Raw genomic sequence first — 21618 nt, 5'->3', positions numbered from 1 at the left:
GCGTGCGGCGGCTGCTCAGCGCAGCCGCTGCACCAGGTCGCCGATCGGCGTCAGCGGTCCGGTGAAGAACGGCGTCTCCTCGCGCACGTGCCGCCGGGCCTCGGTCGCGCGCAGGTCGCGCATGAGGTCGACGATGCGGTGCAGCTCGTCGGCCTCGAAGGCCAGCAGCCACTCGTAGTCGCCGAGCGCGAACGCGGGCACCGTGTTGGCGCGCACGTCGGGATAGTCGCGGGCGGCCAGCCCGTGGTCCTTGAGCATCGTGCGGCGCTCGGCGTCCGGGAGGAGATACCACTCGTAGGAACGCACGAACGGGTAGAGGCAGAGGTACTTCTTCGGGTCGGGATCGACCAGGAAATCCGGCACGTGCGACTTGTTGAACTCCGCCGGACGGTGCACCGCCGCGTTGGACCACACCGGCTCGAAGTGGCGGCCCAGCTCCGTGGCGAGGAACCCGTGGTATGCCGCCTGCAGCGGCTCGATGCTCGGCGCGTGCCACCAGATCAGCAGATCCGCGTCGGCGCGCAGGCCGCCCACGTCATACGTGCCCCGGACCACGACGTCGTCGGCCGACAGCTCCTTGAAGAACCGCTCGGCACCGGCGCTCAGTTCGCCACGATCGGCCGGCAACTCCCGCGCCGCGCGGAACACCGAATACATGGTGTAGCGCACCGTGTCGTTGATCTCGTTGATCGCCTTGGCACCGGGTCGCAGTCGCTCGCTCATGCTGTTGGTCGCGCCTCTTTCCTCGTCTGCGGGCCTCGCTCGTGCCTCGCTCGTGTCCTCGACTCGGTCGTCGCTCATGCCCCCATTCTCCCGCGCGCCGCCGACGCGCCTGCGAGGTGGTCGAGCACCTCCGCCGCCGCGCGCCGTCCGGAGCCGATGCACGCCGGGATGCCGACCCCGTCGTATGCCGCGCCGGCGACCGCCAGGCCGGCGTGCTCGGCAACCGCGGTCCGCACCCGCGCGACCCGGTCGAGGTGGCCCACGGCATATTGCGGCAGCGCGCCGCCCCACCGTTGCACGTGCACGTCGATCGGGTCGGGCGCCGCACCGAGCGCCGCCCGAAGGTCGGCCAGTCCGGCCGCCGCGAGCTCCTCGTCCGACCGCTGGAGCTCGGCCTCCTCACCCTGCCGACCGAGCGACACCCGCGCGAAGACCACGCCCGGGGCGGCGTCGGCCAGCCACGGCCACTTGGTCGAACTGAACGTCGATGCCTTGATCGCCCGCCCCTCCACCGGTGGCACCAGGAAGCCGGAACTTCCTGCAAACGCTGCGGATTCGGCAGCGGCGAAGGCGAACGTGACAATCGCCATCGAGGCGTAGTCGATGTCGCCGAGCAACGTGCTCGCTTCCGGCGCGACCTGCTGCAGCAGTCGGGCGGTCGGCCGAGCCGGAGTGGCCAGCACCACGGCGTCGACGTCGAGCGCCTCCGGCGTGCGGGTCTCGCCCACGACCACCTGCCAGCCCTCCGGCCGGCGCGACAGCTCCCGGACGACGGCATCGGTGCGCACCTGCACGTGCCGCTGCGCCAGCGCATCGACGATCCGGTCGGGCAGCGACCCGACACCACCGCGAAGGCCGGCGAAGACCGGACCCGCGCCTCCGGCGCGCGCACGGCGGGCCGCCGCCCGCGCGGCCTCGGTGAGCGACTCTCCGCGCTGCGCAACCGCGAAGAGCGCGGGCGCACACGCCTGCGCGGACAACCTGCGGGCGTGCCCGGCATACACGCCACCGAGCAGGGGCTCGACGAGACGGTCGACCACGGCGGCACCGAGCGCCCGCTCCACCAGGTCGCCGACGGTCAGGTCGTGTTCGACCGCCACCGGCTCCTCGAGCGCCGCCCGCGCGACCTCCGCCTCCGAGAGCAACGGACGCAGACGGGCCGGGTCGGACGGCACCCCGAGCAGGGTGCCGGGCGGCATCGGGTCGAGCGCCCCATGACTCCAGACCGACGCGCCCACCGCCGCCGGGTGGACCGGCGCCAGGTCGAGGTCGGCGAGCAGTTCCAGCGCCTCCGGGCGCCGGGCGAGCATCGACTCGGCGCCGACGTCCACCCGGTGCCCGGCCACCTGCGCCGTCCGGAGCTTCCCGCCGACCTGCGCGGATCCCTCCAGCACGACGACCTCGTGCCCGGAGGCCGCGCTCTCCAGCGCGGCGCTCAGACCGGAAATGCCTCCACCGATGATCGCGATGCGTGCCACGACACCAGCGTCTCACCAAACTACTTTCCGGGATGTCCGACCGCGACGTTCGACGGGATGTAGCCGTAGGGCAGCAACTGCTGGTTGACGCTCGTCGTCGCGCCCGAGATGTTGAGCTTGACCGTCGGCGCGAGCGTCCCGCCCCGCCGACCGTCCACGTCGTCGATGAACGACTCGACCAGGTCACCGGGCATCACGTAGTGCGAATACGACTGATACTGGCGGCCGTTCTGCCGCGGATCGGTCGGGCTCAGGTTGAGGTCGGTCGGGTTGCCCATCGCCAGACCCGAGGTGTTGAGCGGCTTGAAGTCGGACCGTATGCCGTCGCCGACGAACCCGTAGAGGCCGTCCGGGCCGCGCAGACCCGCGGCATACGTGAAGGCGTGGCTGATCGTGAAGAGGTAGTACTTGCCGTTCTTGATCACGAACTGCGGCCGCTCGGTCTGGTCGTTGACGCAGTTGCCGGAGAGGATCGGCGGCAGGAACTTCCAGGAGGTGAGCTTCCTGTCGGTGGCGACGGCCAGGCCGATGTTGGCCATCTGGAAGTTGGCGCCGCTCGCGGTGACCTGCGCCGGGTTCTCGCCGCTCGCTCCGAGGTCGGACTGCTGGCACTGGTAGGCGCCGCGCTGCCCCGCCGTGTTGCCCTCGAAGACCATGTAGGTCTTACCCGGGTTGGCCGGGTCGGTGAAGACTGCCGGATCCCGGAACGAGTAGTAGGGATTCTGGGCGACGTTCTGGTACCACTTGCCATCCGGCTCCAGCAGTGGCTGGTCCTTGCCCATCGTGATGCTGAGCGCGGGGCCGTCGGCCGGATGGTCGGTGCGAATCCGCCCGTTCGACAACGTGATCACGGCCTTCGGCTTGCTGCGGTCGGCGAAGTTCATGTGCGTGTAGAAGAGCTGGAACTGACCGTTCTTGCCGATCTTCGCCGAGCCGGACCACTCGGCCTGCGTCGCGGGGGTGCGGCCGGCGAATACCTGACCGCCATACGTCCAGCCACTGGTCGGCTTGTCCGAGGGTTGATACCAGTAGCCGATCCGGGCATGCACGTGCCGGTCGTCGAAGGTGTATCCGGCATACGGGTCGGCGACCAGGGAGAAGATGATGTTGTAGCCGTTGTAGCTGACGTTGTTGCCCTGCAGGTCGGTGAGCGGCCAGGTGTCCCAGACCCAGACCTGTTTGCCGTTGGGGTCGGTCATGACCGGGAAGTTCCGCGGGATCGCCGGCATCGTGAGCGACGGCAGCAGAGAGTTCGCGCCGGGCGGCACATTCGGATTGTTCTGTGTTTGCATGATTTTCATCGCGTCGGCGCGGGTCCACTTCATCGTGTAACTCGATGCCGGGTCATATGCCTGACCGGTGTGCACGTCGCCGGCCGCATGCGCGGCGGGCACTCCGGGGACGGCCGCAAACGCTGCGCCGCAACTGGTGACGGCGGCGGCGAGCAGCATTGATCGCCTCGTGAACATGGCTTCCTCCAGATGAGTGAAGCGGCCGAGCCCCGGGGAAGGCCCGGCTCGCACGCTTCACGCTAGACGTTCGTCAGAGCGCCGAATGTCGTTCCGGCTTGGTTAAATCCGTTAACCACGCAGGTCGTGCCAGGCGGCAGCGATCCGCGGCACGGCGTCGCGCAACTGGTCGGCACGCAAGGCGTAGGGCGTGCGGATGAACGTCTCGAGGCCGTGGCCGTCGACCGCGAAGGCCGAGCCCGGCACCATGCGCACTCCCCGGGCCGCCGCCGCTCTCGCCAGCGCCGACGAGCGGGCGACGGGCAGTCGCCACACAGCAGCAGTCCGCCGCGCGGCACGGTCACCGACCACTCGGGCAGGAGGTCGCGAAGCCCCAGCACGGCATCGCGCGCCTCCCGGATCGACCGCGCGGCGTCCTCGGGGAGTCCGCCGTGCTCGCGGATCATCGACGCGGTCACGAGTTGCTCCTGCACGGGACCGCCGAGATCGAGGGTGAGTCGCGCGGTCGCGATCGCCCCGATCAGCTTGTGGGGCGCGCGAATCCAGCCGACGCGCAGACCACCCCACAGTGTCTTGGAGGCGGTGCCGACGGTGACGCAATCGGGGCTGTGCGCCGCCATCGGCAGCACGTCGGGGGTGCCGTCGAGCCAGAGCTCGGCGATCGTCTCGTCGACTACGCCGACCACACCGGCCCGTCGCCACTCCCCCGCCAGCCGGGCGCGCGCCGCATCGTCCAACAGCCGCCCGGTCGGGTTGTGGAAGTCCGGCACGACCAGCATCGCCTTCGCCGAGGCCAGCGTCGACCGCAGCCCGCTCATGCCGTCGACGTCGCCCAGCACCGGCACCGCAACCGGGCGACCACCCGAATGCCGCAGTGTGGCAAGCGAATTCGGGTAGGTGGGGTTCTCGATCACGACGCGGTCGCCACGACCGACGAGCGCGCGGAACACCGTGGCCAGTGCGGCGAGCGCGCCGGTCGTCACGATGATCTGGTCGGCCGCGGTCGGCACGCCGCGTGCGGTGAAGCGCTCCGCGACGGCTTCCCGTAGTTCGGGCACGCCGAGCGGGAAGTAACCGGCCCCACTCGTGTAGCCGGCCAGCCGAGGCGCCGAATCGGCATACGCCGTAGTCAATCCGGGTGCGGCAGGAGGTGCCGCACAGGTGAGATCGATCGCGCCGGCCGGTGGCGCCGAGAGCGCTCCCAGCGCCGAGGGCATCGGCTCGCCGCCGCCGGCGACCGGACCACCGGGCACCACCACACGGGTGCCGGAGCCGTGTCGCGCCTGCGCGTAGCCCTGGTCGCGCAGCAGTCCGTAGGCGCGAGTGACCGTCGTGCGACTGAGGCCGAGGGCGCTCACGAGGTCACGCTCGCTCGGCAGCCGGGTGTCGTGCACCAGCCGTCCGTCGCTGACCAGCACCCGGATCGTGTCGGCGAGCCAACGGTAGGCGGGGCCGTCGTCGGCCGGGGAGCCGACCATGCTGGCCAGCCGGTGCGCGCTCAGGGTCGGTGCCATGAGGCCACTCTCGGCGAAGTGGCTATTTTCTGCAAGGCCACTTGAGCGGGACGATGTCGGTATGACGCCGACGCTCGCCACGCTCACCCCGCGCCAGCAACTCACCGCGGGCCGGCTGCCACGCCGCCTCGTGCAGCTGTTCGTCGGCCTCAGCCTCTACGGCGCCGCGATGGCGATCTTCGTGCGGGCCGGGCTCGGGCTGGACCCCTGGGACGTCTTCCACTACGGCGTCGCCAAGCACCTGGGCCTCGACCTCGGCACGGCGGTCATCCTGGTGAGCTTCCCGGTGCTGCTGCTCTGGATCCCGTTGCGGCAGTGGCCGGGGCTCGGCACGATCGCCAACGCCATCTGGATCGGGGTCGCGACCAACCTCGCCCTCGCCGTGGTGCCGACCGCGCACGGGCTGCCGGCCCAGGTCGTCTTCCTGGTGGCCGCGCTCGTGATCAACGCGCTCGGTGGCGCGCTCTACATCGGCAGCCAGCTCGGCCCGGGCCCGCGCGACGGGCTGATGACCGGCCTGCACCGGCGGACGGGGCTCAGCCTGCGACTGGTCCGCACCTGCCTCGAGCTCACCGTGCTCGCGGTCGGTTGGCTGCTCGGTGGTGTGGTCGGCGTCGGGACCGTGCTCTACGCCGTCGCGATCGGTCCGCTCGTGCAGTTCTTCCTGCCGTATTCGATTGTCAGCCTTGACGATTCGACTTCTCGTGCACGAGCTCCACGACTGCGGTCAGCACACCCGGATCCGTGTCCGGCAGCACCCCGTGGCCAAGATTGAAGATGTGCCCGCGGGCAGCGCGACCGGCGGTGAGGATCTCCTCCACCTGCTGCGCGAGCGGCTCCCACGGCGCGAAGAGCAGCGCCGGGTCGAGGTTGCCCTGCAGGCTGAATGACGCCCCGACACGACGCGCCGCCTCGTCCAGCGGCACCCGGAAGTCGACGCCCACGACGTCGGCGCCGGCCTCGCCCATCGCGACGAGCAGCTCGCCGGTGCCGACCCCGAAGTGGATGCGCGGCACGTCGAGTCCGTCGACGGCCGCGAGCGCGGCGGCCGAGTGCGGTTGCACGAAGCGCTGATAGTCCCGCAGCGACAACGCACCGACCCACGAGTCGAAGAGCTGCACGGCACTCGCCCCGGCCTCGGCCTGGGTGCGCAGGAACGTGCCGGAGATGCGGGCCAGCTTGGCGCACAACGCATTCCAGACGTCCGGCTCGCCATACATCAATGCCTTGGTGTGCTCGTGGTTGCGCGAGGGCCCGCCCTCCACGAGGTAGCTGGCGAGGGTGAACGGCGCGCCGGCGAAACCGATCAGCGGGGTCCCGCCGAGCTCGGCCGTGATCAGGCGCACCGACTCGGCGATGTCGGTGATGTCGTCGGCGTCCAGCTCGGGCAGCGCGTCGACGTCGGCCTTGGTGCGCACCGGCGACGCGACGACCGGTCCGACACCCGGCTTGATGTCGACCTCGACGCCAGCGGCCGCGAGCGGCACCACGATGTCGCTGAAGAAGATCGCCGCGTCGACCTTGTGCCGGCGCACCGGCTGCAGGGTGATCTCGCAGACGAGCTCCGGCGTCCGGCAGGCCTGCAACATCGGCACGTCGGCGCGCACCTGCCGGTATTCGGGGAGCGACCGGCCCGCCTGGCGCATGAACCAGACCGGGGTGTGCGTCGTCGGCAGTCCACGCGCGGCGCGGACCAGGTTGCTGTCTTTCGGGTCGGCGGGGGCGCCGGGGGGCTGCGTCACGGCCCCGATCCTCGCACGAGCCGCGATCACGAGACGGCGAGGATCACTCCGACGAGCGCCAGCGCGACACCGACCAGCTGTACCGGCCGCAGCCGCTCGTGCAGGAAGACCCGGGCGAGCACCAGGGTGGCCACCGGGTAGAGCGAGCCGAGGACACTCACCACGCTGACCGCCCCGTGCCTCGAGGCGAGGGCGAAGAGGCCGTTCGCGGCGAGGTCACCACAGCCCACCAGCATCAGCAGAGGTATGACGCGGGCCTGCGCGCGACCGCCGGGCACTCCCCCGGGCCAGCACCACCACACCAGCGCGAGCTCGCTGACGCTGGCGACCCGCATCGCCCAGAGCGAGGGCACGACCCCGTGGCCCGACGCCTGGTGCAGGAAGTAGAGCGACAGGCCCAGCCCGATCGCGGCCGCGACGGCAAGCAACACCGACCGGCGACTGGCCGCGCCGGAGAGTTCGGGCCCGGACGCCAGCGCGGCGCCGGCGAGCGCGAGCGCCAGGCCGAGCCCGACGACGAGGCCCAGACGGTCGCCGGTGAGCAGGCCGAGCGCCACCGGCACGACCGCGCCGAGGGCGGCGATCGGCGAGACGACGCCCATCACCCCGCTGGACAGCGCCGCATAGAAGCTGCAGAGCCCGAGGCCGCCGACCAGTCCGGACAGCCCGCCCCACAGCCACCACGGGCCGCCGGACCAGCCGTTGCGCGCGACCTCGACGATCATCAGCAGCGACATCGCGATCAGGCCGCCGCACTGGGAGAGGACCACGACCCGCAGGGCCACGATGCGTTTGGTGAAGAGGCCGCCAAAGAAGTCCGCTGTGCCCCACACCAGGCTGGACGCGAGCGCGAAAACCACGCCCATCAGGTGATGTTCCTCGCTCGCATGACCGCATGGTCGCACGCGACCCGCCGGGCGCCGAAAGGTCCGTCCATCGAAGGCTTGTACGACCTACGCTTGCCGTCGTGGGCACACGAAACCTGGGTGGGGACGCCGCGCTCGACTTCTCTCGCGCCGTCGAGGCGCTGCAGGCTGTGCGCCTGCGCCCGGAGTTGCGGCTGACCGAGACGCCGGCTCCTGGTCGCATCGCGCCATACTCCGTCGCCATGACCGCCGACGTGCTCGGCGGACCGGCCGAGGACGACGACGAACTCGCGACCGGCCGCTTCGTCGTCCTGCACGACCCGGCGCTGCCGGACCCCTGGGAGGGTGCCTGGCGGGTGGTCACCTTCGCCCGCGCCGAACTCGAGGCCGAGACCGGGGCCGACCCACTGCTCGGTGAGGTCGGCTGGAGCTGGCTCATGGACTGTCTGCGCGACGGCGGCGCGGAGTTTCGTGCCGAGGCCGGCACCGTGACCCGCGTGGTCTCCGAGGGCTTCGGCTCACTGGCGGACAACGCGACCACCGTCGAGCTGGAGATCAGGGCGTCCTGGACCCCGGTGGGCCCCGACCTCGGCACCCACCTGGCCGCCTGGACCTCGCTGTTGTCGACCGTCGCCGGTCTGCCGCCGCTGCCGGAGGGCGTGGTCGCCCTGCCCGGCCAGCGGCGATGAGCGAGAGCCCCGACACAGGCGACGAAGCTCCGGCATACCCGGTCCTCACGGCGCCGGCCGACGGCGTTCCCGACGTCCTCACCGACGAGCGCGACCTGCAGGCTGCCGCGGGCGCGGTCGCGGGCGGCACCGGTCCGGTGGCGGTCGACGCCGAGCGCGCCGCCGGCTACCGCTACGGCAACCGCGCCTACCTGGTGCAGTTGCGCCGCGAGGGTGCCGGCAGCTTCCTGATCGATCCCATTGCGCTGCCTGATCTTTCGCCGATGCAGGATGCGATCGGCGACGCCGAGTGGGTGCTGCACGCAGCGACCCAGGACCTGCCGTGCCTCGCCGAGGTCGGCATGCACCCGAAGGCGTTGTTCGACACCGAGCTGGGGTCCCGCCTCGCCGGCCTTCCCCGGGTCGGCCTCGCGGCGGTGATCGAGCACTACCTCGGCATCACGCTCGCCAAGGAGCACTCCGCGGTCGACTGGTCCACGCGACCGCTGCCCGAGCCCTGGCTGACGTATGCCGCACTCGACGTCGAGGTGCTGGTCGAGGTGCGCGACCGCCTCCGTGCCGATCTGGAGCAGCAGGGCAAGCTGGAGTGGGCACTGCAGGACTTCGAGGCGCTCACCCACTTCACCGGGCCGCCGCAGCGCGCCGAGCCGTGGCGCCGCACCTCCGGCATGCACAAGATCAAGAACAAACGGGCCATCGCGCGGGTCCGCGAGTTGTGGCTGACCCGGGACCGAATCGCCCGTGACCTCGACACCGCACCCGGGCGGGTGCTGCCCGACGCGATCATCGTCGAGCTCGCCAACCGGGCTCCGGCCACGCCGGAGGAGCTGCAGGAAGTCGGTGCCTCGGCCCGTTCGTCCTCGCGCAGCCGCAGCCGTGGCCGCATCGCCCATCGCGGGCTCACCCGATATCAGCGGGAGTGGCTCGACGCGATCGCCGCCGTGGCCGCGCTGCCGGACAAGAAGCTGCCACCCGCCACCGTGCGCAATGACGCGCCGCCGCCCCCGCGGGCCTGGGCGGACCGCAACCCGCAGGCCGCGGCGCGGCTGGCGTGGGTGCGCGAGCGGCTGACCGACTTCTCCGAGCAACAGCACGTCCCGCTGGAAAACCTCATCACGCCCGACACGCTGCGGCGAGTGTTGTGGACTCCCCCGGAACCCTTCGTGGACAACGTGATTCGCGATCGGCTGACCGAGCTCGGTGCGCGGCAGTGGCAGGTCGACCTGGTCACTCCGCTGCTCCTCGAGGCGCCCACCGAACCCGCTGCTACTGACGAGTAACAAAGCGGTTAGAGTCGAGCCCGTCAACTCGTCTCACCTTCGGGAGGCATCGTGCCCCGCACGCTCTCCGAGGTCGTCTTCGTCGACGGCGTCCGCACGCCGTTCGGCAAGGCCGGTGACAAGGGCATCTACGCCCAGACCCGCGCCGACGACCTCGTCATCAAATGCATTCGTGAAATCCTGCGCCGCCAGCCCGACCTCGACCCCGCGAAGGTCGAAGAGGTCGCGATCGCGGCCACCACGCAGATCGGCGACCAGGGCCTGACTCTCGGCCGGGTGGCGGGCCTGCTCGCCGGCCTGCCGAAGTCGACCCCGGGCTACTCCATCGACCGCATGTGCGCGGGTGCGATGACCGCGGTGACCAACACCGCCTCCAGCATCGCCTTCGGTTCTTACGACATCGGCATCGCCGGTGGTGTCGAGCACATGGGCCGGCACCCGATGGGCGAGGGCGTCGACCCCAACCCGCGGATCATCGCCGAGAAGCTGGTCGACCCGTCCGCGCTCGTGATGGGCGAGACCGCCGAAAACCTGCACGACCGCTTCCCGGAGATCACCAAGGAGCGCTGCGACGCGTTCGCGGTCGCAAGCCAGGACAAGCTGGCCAAGGCGTATGACGACGGCAAGATCCAGCCCGACCTGGTCACCGTTGCGACGCGTCATGACGAGAAGGGCTGGGGGCTGGCCACGACCGACGAGCCGCCGCGGCCAGGCACGACCGTCGACGACCTCGCCACGCTCAAGACCCCGTTCCGTCCGCACGGCAACGTCACCGCCGGCAACGCGGCGGGCCTCAACGACGGCGCGACCGCCTGCCTGCTCGCCTCCGAGCAGGCCGCCACCGAGCACGGGCTGCCGATCGGCATGCGCCTGGTCAACTACGCCTTCGTCGGCGTCGAGCCGGAGGTGATGGGCATCGGCCCGGTGCCGGCCACCGAGAAGGCCCTGGCGAACGCCGGCCTGACCATCGACGACATCGGCCTCTTCGAGCTCAACGAGGCCTTCGCAGTGCAGGTGCTGGCCTTCCTCGACCATTTCGGCATCGCCGACGACGACGAGCGCGTCAATCCGTATGGCGGTGCGATCGCCACCGGCCACCCGCTCGCCTCGTCCGGCGTCCGTCTCATGACGCAGCTGTCCCGCGAGTTCGCCGAGCACCCGGAGGTGCGTTACGGCCTCACCGCGATGTGCATCGGCATCGGCATGGGCGGCGCCGTCATCTGGGAGAACCCGCACCACAAGGACTACGTCAGCAGCGTCAGCGCCGACACGGAAGGGGCCGCCTGATGACCACGACCACCGCACTGCCCGAGGTCGACGAGGTCGTCACCCACGCGCGGGCACAGGACGTCCAATTGCCCGGTGGCGCAGGCACTTTCGTGCTGATCACCCTGGACAACGGCTTCGACCACACCAAGCCCAACTCGTTCGGCGCCGCCGGCCTGCGCGAGCTCGGCGAGGCGCTGGACACCGTCGCGCGGCGGGCCGAGGCGGGCGAGATCGTCGGCGTCGGCATCACCGGCAAGCCGTTCATCTTCGCCGTCGGCGCCGACCTGACCGCGGTGCCCGCGATCACCTCGCGCGACCAGGCGCTGGAGATCGCCCGACTCGGCCACGAGACGTTCAGCAAGATCAGCGCCCTGCCGGTGCCGACCTTCGCGTTCATCAACGGTGCGTCCATGGGCGGCGGCGTCGAGATCGCGTTGTATGCCGACTACCGCACCATCTCGTCGGACGTGCCGGCATACGCCACGCCGGAGGTCTTCCTCGGGCTGGTGCCCGGGTGGGGCGGCACCTACCTGGTGCCGCACCTGATCGGCACCGAGAAGGCGGCGCAGCTGATCGTCACCAACCCGCTGTCGCAGAACCGGATGATCAAGGGCAAGAACGCCTTCGAGCTCGGGCTCGCCGACCGGCTGATCGAGCCGGTGACCTTCCTCGAGGACTCCCTCGCCTTCGCCGCCGGCGTGATCGCCGGCACCGAGCAGGTCGAGCGCGCGACCGTGGACACCTCCGAGGCGGCCTGGGAGGGCCCGCTGGACAAGGCGTCCGCGGACGCGGACGGGCGCACCGGCAAGGCGGCGCCCGCGGCATACAAGGCGATCGACCTCATGCGGCTGGCGCGCACCGCGAGCCGCGAGGAGGCCTTCGAGGCCGAGAACCAGGCACTCGCCGACCTGATCATGAGCGACGAACTGCGTTCTGGTCTCTACGCGTTCGACCTGGTGCAGAAGCGCGCCAAGCGACCGGCCGGCGCGCCGGACAAGTCGCTGGCCCGCAAGGTGACCAAGGTCGGCATCGTCGGTGCCGGTCTGATGGCCAGCCAGATGGCGCTGCTCTTCGCCCGCAAGCTGAAGGTGCCGGTGGTCCTCACCGACCTCGACCAGGAGCGGGTCGACAAGGGCGTCGCCTACGTGCACGACGAGATCGACAAGCTCGCCGGCAAGGGCCGGCTCAGCCCCGACGCGAGCAACCGGTTGAAGGCGCTCGTCACCGGCTCGGTCTCGGCGGACGGCTTCACGGCCTTCTCGGACGCCGACTTCGTGATCGAGGCGGTCTTCGAGGAGATGTCGGTCAAGAAGCAGGTCTTCGCGCAGGTCGAGGCGGCAGTGCCGGCCGAGTGCGTGCTCGCGACCAACACGTCCTCGCTCGACATCACCGAGATGGCGGCCGACCTGAAGCACCCCGAGCGGGTCGTCGGTTTCCACTTCTTCAACCCGGTCGCGGTCATGCCGCTGCTGGAGATCATCCGCGGGGACGCGACCGACGACGCCACTCTCGCAACGGCATTCGCCACTTCGCGCAGCCTCGGCAAGACCAGCATCCTGGTCAAGAACAGCCCGTCCTTCGTGGTCAACCGGCTGCTCGGCCGCTTCATGGGCGAGTCGGGCCGCATCGTCGACGAGGGCACGCCGATCGAGGTCGTCGAGCAGGCGTTCGCCGGCCTGACGCCGATGCCGCCGTTCATGCTCATCAGCCTGGTCGGCCCGGCGATCGCGCTGCACAACAGCGAGACACTGGCCGCGGCCTTCCCCGACCGGTTCGCCGCGTCGCCCAATCTGGCGAAGGTGGTCGAGGCCAAGCTGCCAAGCTTCTACGGCAGCGACGGCACGCTCGACCCGAAGGTGCTCGAGCTCTTCGAGGCGCCGGCGGAGCCGGTCGTGCTCACCGCAGAGCAGGTGCGCGAGCGGGCGCTGGAGGCACTGGCCGACGAGGTGCGCCGCATGCTCGACGAGGGCGTCGTGCAGGCACCGCAGGACATCGACCTGGCGATGATCACCGGGGCCGGCTTCCCGTTCTGGAACGGCGGCGTCACCCCGCTGCTGGACCGCACCGGGATCGCCGAGAAGGTGACCGGATCACGATTCCTGCCGATCGGCGTGGCGAGCGTGCCGGAGGCGTAGCCCCCGTCATACACTCCGCCAAACAGCTGCGGAAAATACCCCGGGGCGACTAATCCCCAGGGGTGAGGACGGCCCCGTGACATCTCGCCTGGTGTCACGGGGCCATTCCATCTCATATGTGGTTTACACTTCTCGACATGACCGATGACTACCTGGTCCGCGTCGGCACGCTGATTCGCGATGCGCGACGACACAAGAAGCTCACCCAGAGCGAGTTGGCCGAGGCCCTGCAGACCTCGCAGAGCGCCGTAGCCCGCATCGAGCAGGGCAAACAGAACCTCAGTCTGGAGACGCTCGCGCGCATCAGCGAAGCGCTCGACACCGAGGTCGTGGCAGTCGCCTCCTCCACGCCGCTCAACCTGCGCATCGAGGGCGGCCGCAAGCTGTCCGGCGAGATCGACGTGCGCACCTCCAAGAACGCCGCGGTCGCGTGTCTGTGCGCCGCACTGCTCAACAAGGGCAAGACCACCCTGCGCAACCTCGCCCGCATCGAGGAGGTCAACCGCATCACCGAGGTGCTGACCTCCATCGGGGTCAAGACCCGCTGGCTGCCGGACAGCAGCGACCTGGAGATCGTGCCGCCGGCGCAGTTCGACCTGGACGCGATGGACGAGACGGCGGCCCGTCGTACCCGCACGATCCTGATGTTCCTCGGGCCGTTGCTGCACCAGTTCGACCGGTTCAAGCTGCCCAACGCCGGCGGCTGCGACCTCGGCTCGCGCACCGTGGAGCCGCACCTGCACGCGCTGCAGGCGTTCGGTCTCGACGTGGTGGCCTCGCACGGCTACTACGAGGCCAAGGTCGACTCGTCGGTGCGGCCGCGTAAGCCGATCATCCTCACCGAGCGCGGCGACACCGTGACCGAGAACGCTTTGTTCGCGGCGGCTCTCTATGACGGGGAGACCGTCATCCGCAATGCCAGCCCGAACTACATGGTGCAGGACCTCTGCTTCATGCTGGAGAAGTTCGGCGTGCGCATCGAGGGCATCGGCACCACCACCCTGCGGGTGCACGGCGTGCCGGAGATCGACGTCGACGTCGAATACCACCCGTCGGAGGACCCGATCGAGGCGATGACGCTGCTCGCGGCCGCGGTCGTGACCGAGTCGGAGATCACCATCCGCCGGGTGCCGATAGAGTTCATGGAGATCGAGCTCACCCTGCTCGAGGGCATGGGGATGAAGTACAGCCTCGGCGAGGAGTACGTCTCGGACAACGGCAAGACCCGGCTGGTCGACCTGACCACGCAGCCCGGTCCGCTCGAGGCGCCGAAGGACAAGATCCACCCGATGCCGTTCCCGGGGCTCAACATCGACAACCTGCCGTTCTTCGCGGTGATCGCGGCCTACGCCAACGGGGCGACCACCCTGCACGACTGGGTCTACGAGAACCGCGCGATCTACCTGACCGAGCTCACCGCGCTCGGCGTGCGGGTGCAGCTGATGGACCCGCACCGGGTGCTGATCGAAGGCCCGACCCGCTGGCGGTCGGCGGAGGTCATGTCGCCGCCCGCGCTGCGGCCGGCCGTGGTCATCCTGCTTGCGATGCTCGCCGCCCCCGGGGTCTCGGTGCTGCGCAACATCTACGTGATCGACCGCGGTTACGAGCAGCTCGACACCCGCCTCAACAAGCTGGGTGCCAACATCCAGACCTTCCGCGACATCTGAGCTTGATGGCTCGATTCCGCGCGTCGGGCCAGGCTCGATTCCGCGCGTGATCACTCCGTATCTCGATCACCTCGGCGTGATCGCGATGGCGCACCGCGGCTTCACCGGCCGCGGTGCGCCGGAGAACTCGCTCGCGGCGTTCGGCGCTGCCGTCGATCTCGGCTTTTCGTATGTCGAGACCGACGTCCACGCCACGTCCGACGGGGTGCTGCTCGCCTTCCACGACGACAAGCTGGATCGCGTCACGGACAGCTCTGGTGAGATCGCCGCGTTGCCGTGGTCGACGGTGCGCGCGGCGAAAATCGCTGGCACACAAGAGATTCCGACGCTCGACGCGGTGTTGGAGTCCTGGCCGGAGCTGCGCGTCAACATCGACTGCAAGTCTGCGGGTGCGGTGGCGCCGCTCGCCGACGCGATCGAGCGGCACGCCGCGCACGACCGGGTGTGCGTGGCGTCGTTCTCCGACAAGCGGCGTCGTGCCGTGCTGCGCCGGCTCACAAGGCCGGTCGCGACGTCCGGCGGCCAGTCGGTGATCACCCGCTTCGTGCTCGGGATGCGCGCCCTCGACGGGGTCGACTGCGTGCAGGTGCCGCAGGCGGCGGGACCGCTACCGGTGGTGACCGCGCGCATGGTGCGGCGGGCCCACACCGACGGCACGCAGGTGCACGTCTGGACGGTCGACGAGGCCGACGACATGCACAGGTTGCTCGACCTCGGCGTCGACGGCCTCATCACCGACCGCGCCGACACGCTGAAGAGCGTGCTGCAGCAGCGCGGTCAGTGGGACTGAGGTCAGCGACCGCGGCGTGAGCTGAACGCAGCCGCGGAGTGTCCGCCGGCACCGCGCGAGCGTGACTTGCCGCCGGCGCCGCCGCTCTTGGGAGACCGGCCGTCGTTGCGGTTGCGCTGCGGGCGGCCGGCACCGTTCTGGCGCTTGGCGTTTCCCCCGCCCGCCTTCGGCTTGGCCGGCGCCTGGCCTGGCACGACGAAGCCACCCTCGACGAGCTGCCGCTCCCCCGGCGCGAGTTCGCGCAGCACCGGGTGGTCGGTCGCCGCGACCTTGGTGGTCGTGGGGTTGATGCCGGCGGCCTTGGTGAGGCTGCGCACATCGCCGCGCTGGTCGTCGGTCATGAGGGTCACCACGGTGCCCTCGGCGCCGGCTCGGGCGGTGCGACCGGAGCGGTGCAGGTAGGCCTTGTGCTCGGCCGGCGGGTCGGCGTGCACGACGAGCGCGACGTCGTCGACGTGGATGCCGCGGGCGGCGACGTCCGTGGCGACCAGCGTCGAGGCGGCTCCCGAGTGGAAGGCGTCGAGGTTGCGGGTCCGCGCGCCCTGACCGAGGTTGCCGTGCAGCTCGACCGCGGGCACCCCGCGCTTGTTGAGCTGCCGGGCGAGGGCCTTGGCGCCGTACTTGGTGCGGGTGAAGACGACGGTGCGGCCGGGGGCCGACGCAAGGTCGGCGACGACGGGGATGCGCAGCTCACGGTCGATGTGCAGCACGTGGTGGCGCATCTTGGCGACCGGCGACTGGGGCGAATCCGCCTCGTGCGTCACGGGTTTGCGCAGGAACTCGCGCACCAGGACGTCGATCGCCTTGTCGAGCGTGGCGGAGAAGAGCAGCCGCTGACCGTCGCGCGGAGTCTGCTTGAGCAACCGGCGTACACCGGGCAGGAAGCCGAGGTCGGCCATGTGGTCGGCCTCATCGAGCACGGTGATCTCGACCGCGTCCAGCGAGCAGTGTCCCTGGGCGATCAGGTCTTCCAGCCGGCCCGGGCACGCGATGAGGATGTCGACGCCGGCGCGCAGGCCGCGCACCTGCGGGTTCTGCCCGACCCCACCGAAGACGGTGAGCACGTTGAGTTGTGCGGCGTCGGCGAACGGGGTGATCGCGGCCTGGATCTGGGTGACCAGTTCACGGGTCGGCGCGAGGATGAGTGCACGGGGGCGGCCCGGCGTGCGCTTGGTGCGCTGCGCCTGGAGCCGTGCGACGACGGGCAGCGCGAAGGCGTAGGTCTTGCCGCTGCCGGTGCGCCCGCGGCCGAGCACGTCGCGCCCGTCGAGGGAGTCGGGCAGCGTTGCTGCCTGGATCGGCGTCGGGGTGGTAATCCCTTGTGCCGCAAGGATTTCGGCCAGGCGTGCGGGCACGCCGAGCTCAGCGAAAGAGTTCATGAAAAAGCTACATTCTTGGTCGGTCGCCCCGCCGATCAGCCAGATTGTGGGCTGGGCATGGAGCAAGCTCGACATGCGCACCAACTCGCGGCGGGGACTGTGACGAGTCGATGAGTCATAGTGTACGAGGTCGCCGAGTGTGTTGCCTACCTCGCCTCGGACGCGGCGTCATACATCACCGGTCAGGCACTCACCATCGACGGTGGAGCCAGTGTGCGAGGTCCGTTCGGCTGAATCGGCGAAACCGGCCGACCTGGCAACGGCGGCGGTCGCGACTCGATGTCGAAGCCGGCCGTGCTCGCCGTCGTCCGCCTGGCATCGCCGGTGACCCGCAGGTCCGGGTGCTCCTTGACGTAGTTGCAGCGTTCGCAGAGCCCCTGCCCGTTGTCGTAGCTCGTGACGCCACCGTCGACGTGCCGGAGAATGTGGTCGGTATGCCGAATCGGCGCTCCGCAGAACGGTGTTCGGCACAGCTGGTCGCGCGCGGCGATCAGCTCGGCGAGGAGCTTCGGAAAGACCCGGGCGGGCGACTCCATGGCGACCAGCTCACCTGTGCCGGGCGCCGTGAACATGCGCCGGAGGAAGCACCGGGACCGCTCGCCGTCGGGATGGGCGACGATCTCTCGTGCGAGGTCGGCCGGGACCGGGCCGAAACCGTCCAGGACGGCCGCGTCCGGGCTTGCCCCGATCAGGGTCGCCAGCGGCATCAGCAGTTTGACCTGTACGTCGACGCCGTCGGCCGGCGCGCGGCCGGTGACACGCTCCACGAGGGTGTCGGCCATCACCTGGCCACGTCCTCGCTCGTCACCCTCAGGGCGCGCCGCATCGGCGGCCTGTTTCAGGGCTGCGCAACAGCCGACGCCGTCCTTCACCGGGAGCAGCGCGGTCAGGAGGGTCATGCAGTCGGGTGCGGGGCGGAGGCTGACATATCGGTCGTGCTCCGCGTTGGCCCGGCGAGTCACCGCCCCGCCCGGATCCAGCTCGTAGGCGCGGGCGCGCGCCAACTGTTCGAGCCGGCGGTCGGACACCCCGCCCAGGTGTTTCGCAACGTGCTGATCCACCTGCTGGCGGTGATCTCGGCGCAGATGCGAGGTCTCGCGGCAGATGACGAACGCCTGGTGTTCGCCGATCAACCCCCGCCGCATCGCGCCCCGCGTGGCCGGAAGCTCGTGCGTGATCGCGCGCGCCAGACCAAGCAGACGGGATCCGCGGTGCGGGGACTGGCGCCGTGCGAACGCGACCTGCTGCCCTGCCACCCGCGCGGAGTCGGCCGCGGACAGGCCACGAGCCCGATCCCGCGCGAGCTGCGCATCGTGCACGGTCACCGTCAGCGATGCCTGCACCGCCGACGCGACATTCTTCAGCTCTTCGAGCGTCCGGATCAGCGCGAGACAGTCCTCCGGATCCGACGTCGCCTCCAGTGCCGGCAGACTGGCGATGACACGACGCAGATCTTCCGCCGGGGTCGGATGTGATCCCGTGGTGGTGGTCGCGAGTATGTCGATCATGTGTTCGATGTTACGCCCAATTGCCCTGTCTTACAACATTTTTCATGAGCTGAAGTTGTCCACATCACCCTTGTGACCCATCGGGGATGTGGACAACCTGCGGGCTGATTCAGGGTCTCTCGGACGCGCCGGCGACGTCCACGATCCAGTCCGCCACCGCACGCTCCACCTCCCGCGGCGCCTCGATCGAGACGAGATGCCCCGCGTCCGGCACCTCCACCACGTCCACACCACCCGGAAGCAGACTCTGGAGCCGATAGGCCTGATCGGGCGGGATCCATGGATCTTGCCGACCCCAGCCGATCCGCACGGGACACCTCACCTCGGCCAACCGCTCAGCGACGGGCCGGGTGTGTTCCGCACTGAGCGCAGCGATCTGCCTATAGAAGGCCGGTTGACCGACCTCGCCGAGCCACGGCTCCGCCAACGCCTCCAGCCACGCCGGCGAGAGCCGCTTGGCCGCCGCACTGGAGATGTACTCCTTCACCAGGGCGGCATGAAGTGCCTCGGGCAGCTGGGCGAAGACGTCCGGGTGCTCGGCAACCAGCCGGAAGAACGGCGAGCCCCATGGGTCGAGCGTCACGATGTCCCAGAGGTGGAGCGAGCGAAAATCGCTTCCATGCAGCAGGTGCGCACCCAGCGCGACCGCTCCCCCGATGTCGTGCGCCACCACGTGCGGGCGATCGAGACGCCATGCCTCGAGCAACCTCGCGAGCCGGCGCATCTGCGACGCCAGGTCGACCGGGACCGCGGAATCCATTGTCGAACGGCCATATCCGGGCATGTCCCAGAGGAACACCCGATACTTCCGACTCAGGTATGACGCAGGCCCCGCCCATACGCGCGCGGACCACGGGGTGCCATGGCAGATCACGACGTCGCCGCCGGAAGCCGCACCCTCCGGCTCGAGGAGGTAGGTCGCAATGCTCATGCCGTCGATGAGCACCAGCTCGGGATCCGGGAGTGCGGGGAGGGACGTTTCCATGGCTTGGACGCTAGAACCTCAGGTCGACCTGAGGTCAAGATGCACAATGCACTCATGAAGATCGGCGAAGTTGCGCAGCGTCTCGACGTACCGATCCACGTGCTGCGGCACTGGGACGACATGGGCGTCGTCGTCGCCGATCGCAGCGCCTCGGGACACCGCATCTATACCGAGGAGCATCTCTATCGTCTGCGAATCCTGCAGGCTTGTCAGGGAATCGGGATGAGCCTGGCCGAGATCCGGAACGTCCTGCGCAGAGGTGCGCCCGGCCGCGCCACCGCCATCACCCACCAACTGCATCGCGTCCGGCAACAGCGGATCGCACTCGAGCGCACCGAACAGTTTTTGACGCACGTCATCGACTGCCGGCATGACCTCCTCACCCGCTGCCCCGCCTGCAGCGCGTACGCCGAAGACGCAGCGAGCACGTAAGCTCCGTCAACCCACCTGCTTCGCAAACTCCACGACCCGCTCGGCGACGTCGACGTGCAACCCGGCCGACTCGCGGAGCCCGCCGCGGTGCATCGCGTGGTCGGCGCCCTCGACATACATCGTCTGACCGGCGACGGCGGTGCCTGCCGGCCAGAGCGGGTCGGCGGAGCCGCCGACCACCAGCTGCTCCACCGGGTATGACGAAAGTGTCTGCGCGACAAGAGGATCCGTCAGCACGGGTGTCAGCCACGCCGCCGGCAGCCGCTGCTGCGCGGCAGCCGGCGCCGCCAGCGTGCCGAGCGATTTCGCGACGAGCAGCGTGACGTCCGCGGAGGGCGCTTCGCGTTCGACCAATTCGAAGGCCTCCGTGACGAATTCGCCGCCGGCGCCCTCCGGTGGCTGCCAGCGCACCGCCCGCACGGTCCACCCGTCGCGGACCAGCGCGGATGCCGTCCAGAAGAGGAGCGGCGCGTCGATCGGATAAGCGCGCCCGGGCAGGAAGAGTGCCCGCTTCGCCACCCGCCCCGGTGCCAGGTCACCCGGCGGGAAGGCGACCGTCGACACACCACTCCTGCTCATGGCCCGAGTGTGCCACGCACCTGCTCCAGCACACGGTCTCGCAGCAACGCGACCGCCCCGTCGCGCACCCCGCGCGACGCCGCATCGTCGGGCACGCGCGCCTCGCGCACCACCACATCCCTCGGGTATGACGAGAGCTCCGCCCGCACCGGCGCCACCGCCGGCGCAGCCCACGGGCCGCCGAGCACGAGCTCGCTCGGATCCGCGAACGCAACGACTCCGGCAACCACGCCGGCAAGCGCCCGCACCACCGGACCCGGGTCACGATCGAGCAGGCGCAGCACCGCATCGACGTCCAGGGCCGTCGAATCCCGTTGACGCAGGCCAAGTTTCGCAAACACCTCGGTGAACGGCATCGCCTTGCCCCGCGGACCCGCCACGACGACGTGCGCTACCTCTCCGACCAGCCCGCGCCCGCCGTGCACGATCGCGCCCTCGCTGACGATCGCGCCACCAAGGCCCTCGCCGAGGTGGAGGTAAGCGAAATCGCCGGGCGCACCCGCGGCCAGCTCCGCACGGGCCGCCCAGTTGACGTCGTTGTCGACCTCGATGGGGCCGGCCACCACGCCCGCGAGCAGCGTGCGCGGGTCGAGCGACCCGGTGAGGAAGGGCGCATCCGCGAGCTCCACCGCACGTCCCGTCGTGCGATCCACGGGATCGGCCACACTCACCGCCGCGGCGACATGGGGGCCGCCGCCCTGCCCACGCAGCGCCTGCCGTACGGCGGCACTCGGACGCGTCCTCGATCCGCGCAGATGGACCCGCTGCTCGGTCACCACCTGGCCACGCACGTCCAGCACCTCGGTCGTGACACCCTCGGGCGCGACCACCACGCTGAGCGCGGTGCCCACTGCCGGCCCGAGGTCGACCAGGTTGCCGGCCCGACCGGCGCCCTTCCGGACCTCCGCCGTCTCCCGCACCAGCCCCACCTCGACCAGCCGCCGCACACTCTCCGACGAGGTGGGCCGCGAGACCTCGGCAGCCGCCGCAAGGTCGGCGCGCGACTGCGCGCCGCGATCGATCAACGCGGTCACGACACGCTCGTCGGTGAGCGCGCGCACCACGTCTCGTCCGGCAGTCGCCACCACGGGAAATCCCTTCGTCGGCTTGCAG

Annotated in this window: 20 protein-coding genes; 9 read left to right on the top strand and 11 right to left on the bottom strand. The window is 70.2% G+C overall.

Features of this window, described 5'->3' with window-relative positions:
- Window positions 1-15: 15 nt before the first annotated feature.
- From hemQ to HJ588_RS11595, 4 genes are all read right to left on the bottom strand, one after another.
- A complete protein-coding gene (gene hemQ / locus HJ588_RS11610; RefSeq protein ID WP_171155712.1) occupies window positions 16-723 on the bottom strand; it encodes a hydrogen peroxide-dependent heme synthase in 708 nt (235 codons plus the stop codon).
- Between the two features lie 74 nt (window positions 724-797).
- The gene (hemG, locus tag HJ588_RS11605) at window positions 798-2201 is read right to left on the bottom strand and encodes a protoporphyrinogen oxidase (protein ID WP_343036684.1); all 1404 of its coding nucleotides are present in this window, start codon (window positions 2199-2201) and stop codon (window positions 798-800) included.
- 20 nt (window positions 2202-2221) lie between these two features.
- Window positions 2222-3670: a glycoside hydrolase family 68 protein gene (locus HJ588_RS11600; RefSeq protein ID WP_171155110.1), complete on the bottom strand. Its 1449-nt coding sequence runs from the start codon at window positions 3668-3670 to the stop codon at window positions 2222-2224.
- A 62-nt stretch (window positions 3671-3732) separates the two neighbouring features.
- Window positions 3733-5184, bottom strand: coding sequence for an aminotransferase-like domain-containing protein (locus HJ588_RS11595; RefSeq protein WP_171155108.1), 1452 nt, complete (start codon window positions 5182-5184; stop codon window positions 3733-3735).
- A gap of 61 nt (window positions 5185-5245) precedes the next feature.
- Here HJ588_RS11595 and yczE point away from each other — a divergent pair, with 61 nt between their 5' ends.
- Complete coding sequence (gene yczE / locus HJ588_RS11590; protein WP_246241809.1) at window positions 5246-5959, top strand: membrane protein YczE; 714 nt, start codon at window positions 5246-5248, stop codon at window positions 5957-5959.
- Here the strand turns inward: yczE and hemE are convergent.
- Window positions 5865-6926 (bottom strand): uroporphyrinogen decarboxylase, encoded by a 1062-nt coding sequence (hemE, locus tag HJ588_RS11585; protein ID WP_343036683.1) that lies wholly within the window; start codon window positions 6924-6926, stop codon window positions 5865-5867. The two genes, yczE and hemE, sit on opposite strands and share 95 nt — an antisense overlap.
- Window positions 6927-6952: 26 nt before the next feature.
- On the bottom strand, window positions 6953-7792 hold the full coding sequence (locus HJ588_RS11580) for a DMT family transporter (protein WP_171155106.1): 840 nt from the start codon (window positions 7790-7792) through the stop codon (window positions 6953-6955).
- Window positions 7793-7893: 101 nt separating this feature from the next.
- Here HJ588_RS11580 and HJ588_RS11575 point away from each other — a divergent pair, with 101 nt between their 5' ends.
- The 6 genes from HJ588_RS11575 to HJ588_RS11550 all read left to right on the top strand — a co-directional run bounded on the left by HJ588_RS11575 (window position 7894) and on the right by HJ588_RS11550 (window position 15622).
- Window positions 7894-8481, top strand: a complete 588-nt coding sequence (locus HJ588_RS11575; RefSeq protein WP_343036682.1) for a DUF3000 domain-containing protein — start codon at window positions 7894-7896, stop codon at window positions 8479-8481.
- Complete coding sequence (locus HJ588_RS11570; protein WP_171155101.1) at window positions 8478-9761, top strand: HRDC domain-containing protein; 1284 nt, start codon at window positions 8478-8480, stop codon at window positions 9759-9761. The genes HJ588_RS11575 and HJ588_RS11570 overlap by 4 nt, the downstream gene beginning before the upstream one ends.
- Window positions 9762-9812: 51 nt before the next feature.
- Window positions 9813-11048, top strand: coding sequence for an acetyl-CoA C-acyltransferase (locus tag HJ588_RS11565; protein WP_171155099.1), 1236 nt, complete (start codon window positions 9813-9815; stop codon window positions 11046-11048).
- Window positions 11048-13165 (top strand): 3-hydroxyacyl-CoA dehydrogenase NAD-binding domain-containing protein, encoded by a 2118-nt coding sequence (locus HJ588_RS11560; protein ID WP_171155096.1) that lies wholly within the window; start codon window positions 11048-11050, stop codon window positions 13163-13165. Before HJ588_RS11565 ends, HJ588_RS11560 begins: the two co-directional genes overlap by 1 nt.
- Before the next feature lie 137 nt (window positions 13166-13302).
- A complete protein-coding gene (locus tag HJ588_RS11555) occupies window positions 13303-14832 on the top strand; it encodes a helix-turn-helix domain-containing protein (protein WP_171155094.1) in 1530 nt (509 codons plus the stop codon).
- Window positions 14833-14878: 46 nt separating this feature from the next.
- Entirely contained in the window at window positions 14879-15622 is a 744-nt protein-coding gene (locus HJ588_RS11550) for a glycerophosphodiester phosphodiesterase family protein (RefSeq protein ID WP_343036681.1), read from the top strand.
- A gap of 2 nt (window positions 15623-15624) precedes the next feature.
- Here HJ588_RS11550 and HJ588_RS11545 read toward each other — a convergent pair whose 3' ends face one another.
- Window positions 15625-17001: a DEAD/DEAH box helicase gene (locus HJ588_RS11545; protein WP_171155092.1), complete on the bottom strand. Its 1377-nt coding sequence runs from the start codon at window positions 16999-17001 to the stop codon at window positions 15625-15627.
- 120 nt (window positions 17002-17121) lie between these two features.
- On the opposite strand from HJ588_RS11545, the gene HJ588_RS20190 reads away from it, so the two are divergent.
- Entirely contained in the window at window positions 17122-17235 is a 114-nt protein-coding gene (locus HJ588_RS20190; protein WP_425483541.1) for an SDR family oxidoreductase, read from the top strand.
- Here the strand turns inward: HJ588_RS20190 and HJ588_RS11535 are convergent.
- Together HJ588_RS11535 and HJ588_RS11530 are read right to left on the bottom strand one after the other, a co-directional pair.
- Complete coding sequence (locus tag HJ588_RS11535) at window positions 17184-18509, bottom strand: HNH endonuclease (protein WP_171155090.1); 1326 nt, start codon at window positions 18507-18509, stop codon at window positions 17184-17186. The genes HJ588_RS20190 and HJ588_RS11535 overlap by 52 nt on opposite strands.
- Window positions 18510-18618: 109 nt before the next feature.
- A complete protein-coding gene (locus HJ588_RS11530; RefSeq protein WP_171155088.1) occupies window positions 18619-19494 on the bottom strand; it encodes an alpha/beta fold hydrolase in 876 nt (291 codons plus the stop codon).
- A gap of 54 nt (window positions 19495-19548) precedes the next feature.
- On the opposite strand from HJ588_RS11530, the gene HJ588_RS11525 reads away from it, so the two are divergent.
- On the top strand, window positions 19549-19926 hold the full coding sequence (locus HJ588_RS11525; RefSeq protein ID WP_171155086.1) for a MerR family transcriptional regulator: 378 nt from the start codon (window positions 19549-19551) through the stop codon (window positions 19924-19926).
- A 6-nt stretch (window positions 19927-19932) separates the two neighbouring features.
- Here HJ588_RS11525 and HJ588_RS11520 read toward each other — a convergent pair whose 3' ends face one another.
- On the bottom strand, window positions 19933-20505 hold the full coding sequence (locus tag HJ588_RS11520; protein ID WP_171155084.1) for a hypothetical protein: 573 nt from the start codon (window positions 20503-20505) through the stop codon (window positions 19933-19935).
- Window positions 20502-21593 (bottom strand): ROK family protein, encoded by a 1092-nt coding sequence (locus HJ588_RS11515; RefSeq protein ID WP_171155081.1) that lies wholly within the window; start codon window positions 21591-21593, stop codon window positions 20502-20504. The genes HJ588_RS11520 and HJ588_RS11515 overlap by 4 nt, the downstream gene beginning before the upstream one ends.
- Window positions 21594-21618 lie beyond the last annotated feature (25 nt).

This window comes from Flexivirga aerilata, assembly GCF_013002715.1.
In the GTDB taxonomy this organism is placed as follows: Bacteria; Actinomycetota; Actinomycetes; order Actinomycetales; family Dermatophilaceae; genus Flexivirga; species Flexivirga aerilata.
The sequence above is the reverse complement of the archived record's forward strand: the minus strand, read 5'-3'. Positions and strand labels throughout refer to the sequence as shown.

Bases quoted from the DNA above. Each gene is read 5' to 3' on its own strand.
- hemQ (WP_171155712.1), bottom strand. From the start codon at position 723: ATGAGCGAGCGACTGCGACCCGGTGCCAAGGCGATCAACGAGATCAAC.
- HJ588_RS11600 (WP_171155110.1), bottom strand. From the start codon at position 3,670: ATGTTCACGAGGCGATCAATGCTGCTCGCCGCCGCCGTCACCAGTTGC.
- HJ588_RS11595 (WP_171155108.1), bottom strand. From the start codon at position 5,184: ATGGCACCGACCCTGAGCGCGCACCGGCTGGCCAGCATGGTCGGCTCC.
- yczE (WP_246241809.1), top strand. From the start codon at position 5,246: ATGACGCCGACGCTCGCCACGCTCACCCCGCGCCAGCAACTCACCGCG.
- HJ588_RS11580 (WP_171155106.1), bottom strand. From the start codon at position 7,792: ATGGGCGTGGTTTTCGCGCTCGCGTCCAGCCTGGTGTGGGGCACAGCG.
- HJ588_RS11570 (WP_171155101.1), top strand. From the start codon at position 8,478: ATGAGCGAGAGCCCCGACACAGGCGACGAAGCTCCGGCATACCCGGTC.
- HJ588_RS11560 (WP_171155096.1), top strand. From the start codon at position 11,048: ATGACCACGACCACCGCACTGCCCGAGGTCGACGAGGTCGTCACCCAC.
- HJ588_RS11555 (WP_171155094.1), top strand. From the start codon at position 13,303: ATGACCGATGACTACCTGGTCCGCGTCGGCACGCTGATTCGCGATGCG.
- HJ588_RS11545 (WP_171155092.1), bottom strand. From the start codon at position 17,001: ATGAACTCTTTCGCTGAGCTCGGCGTGCCCGCACGCCTGGCCGAAATC.
- HJ588_RS11535 (WP_171155090.1), bottom strand. From the start codon at position 18,509: ATGATCGACATACTCGCGACCACCACCACGGGATCACATCCGACCCCG.
- HJ588_RS11530 (WP_171155088.1), bottom strand. From the start codon at position 19,494: ATGGAAACGTCCCTCCCCGCACTCCCGGATCCCGAGCTGGTGCTCATC.
- HJ588_RS11525 (WP_171155086.1), top strand. From the start codon at position 19,549: ATGAAGATCGGCGAAGTTGCGCAGCGTCTCGACGTACCGATCCACGTG.
- HJ588_RS11520 (WP_171155084.1), bottom strand. From the start codon at position 20,505: ATGAGCAGGAGTGGTGTGTCGACGGTCGCCTTCCCGCCGGGTGACCTG.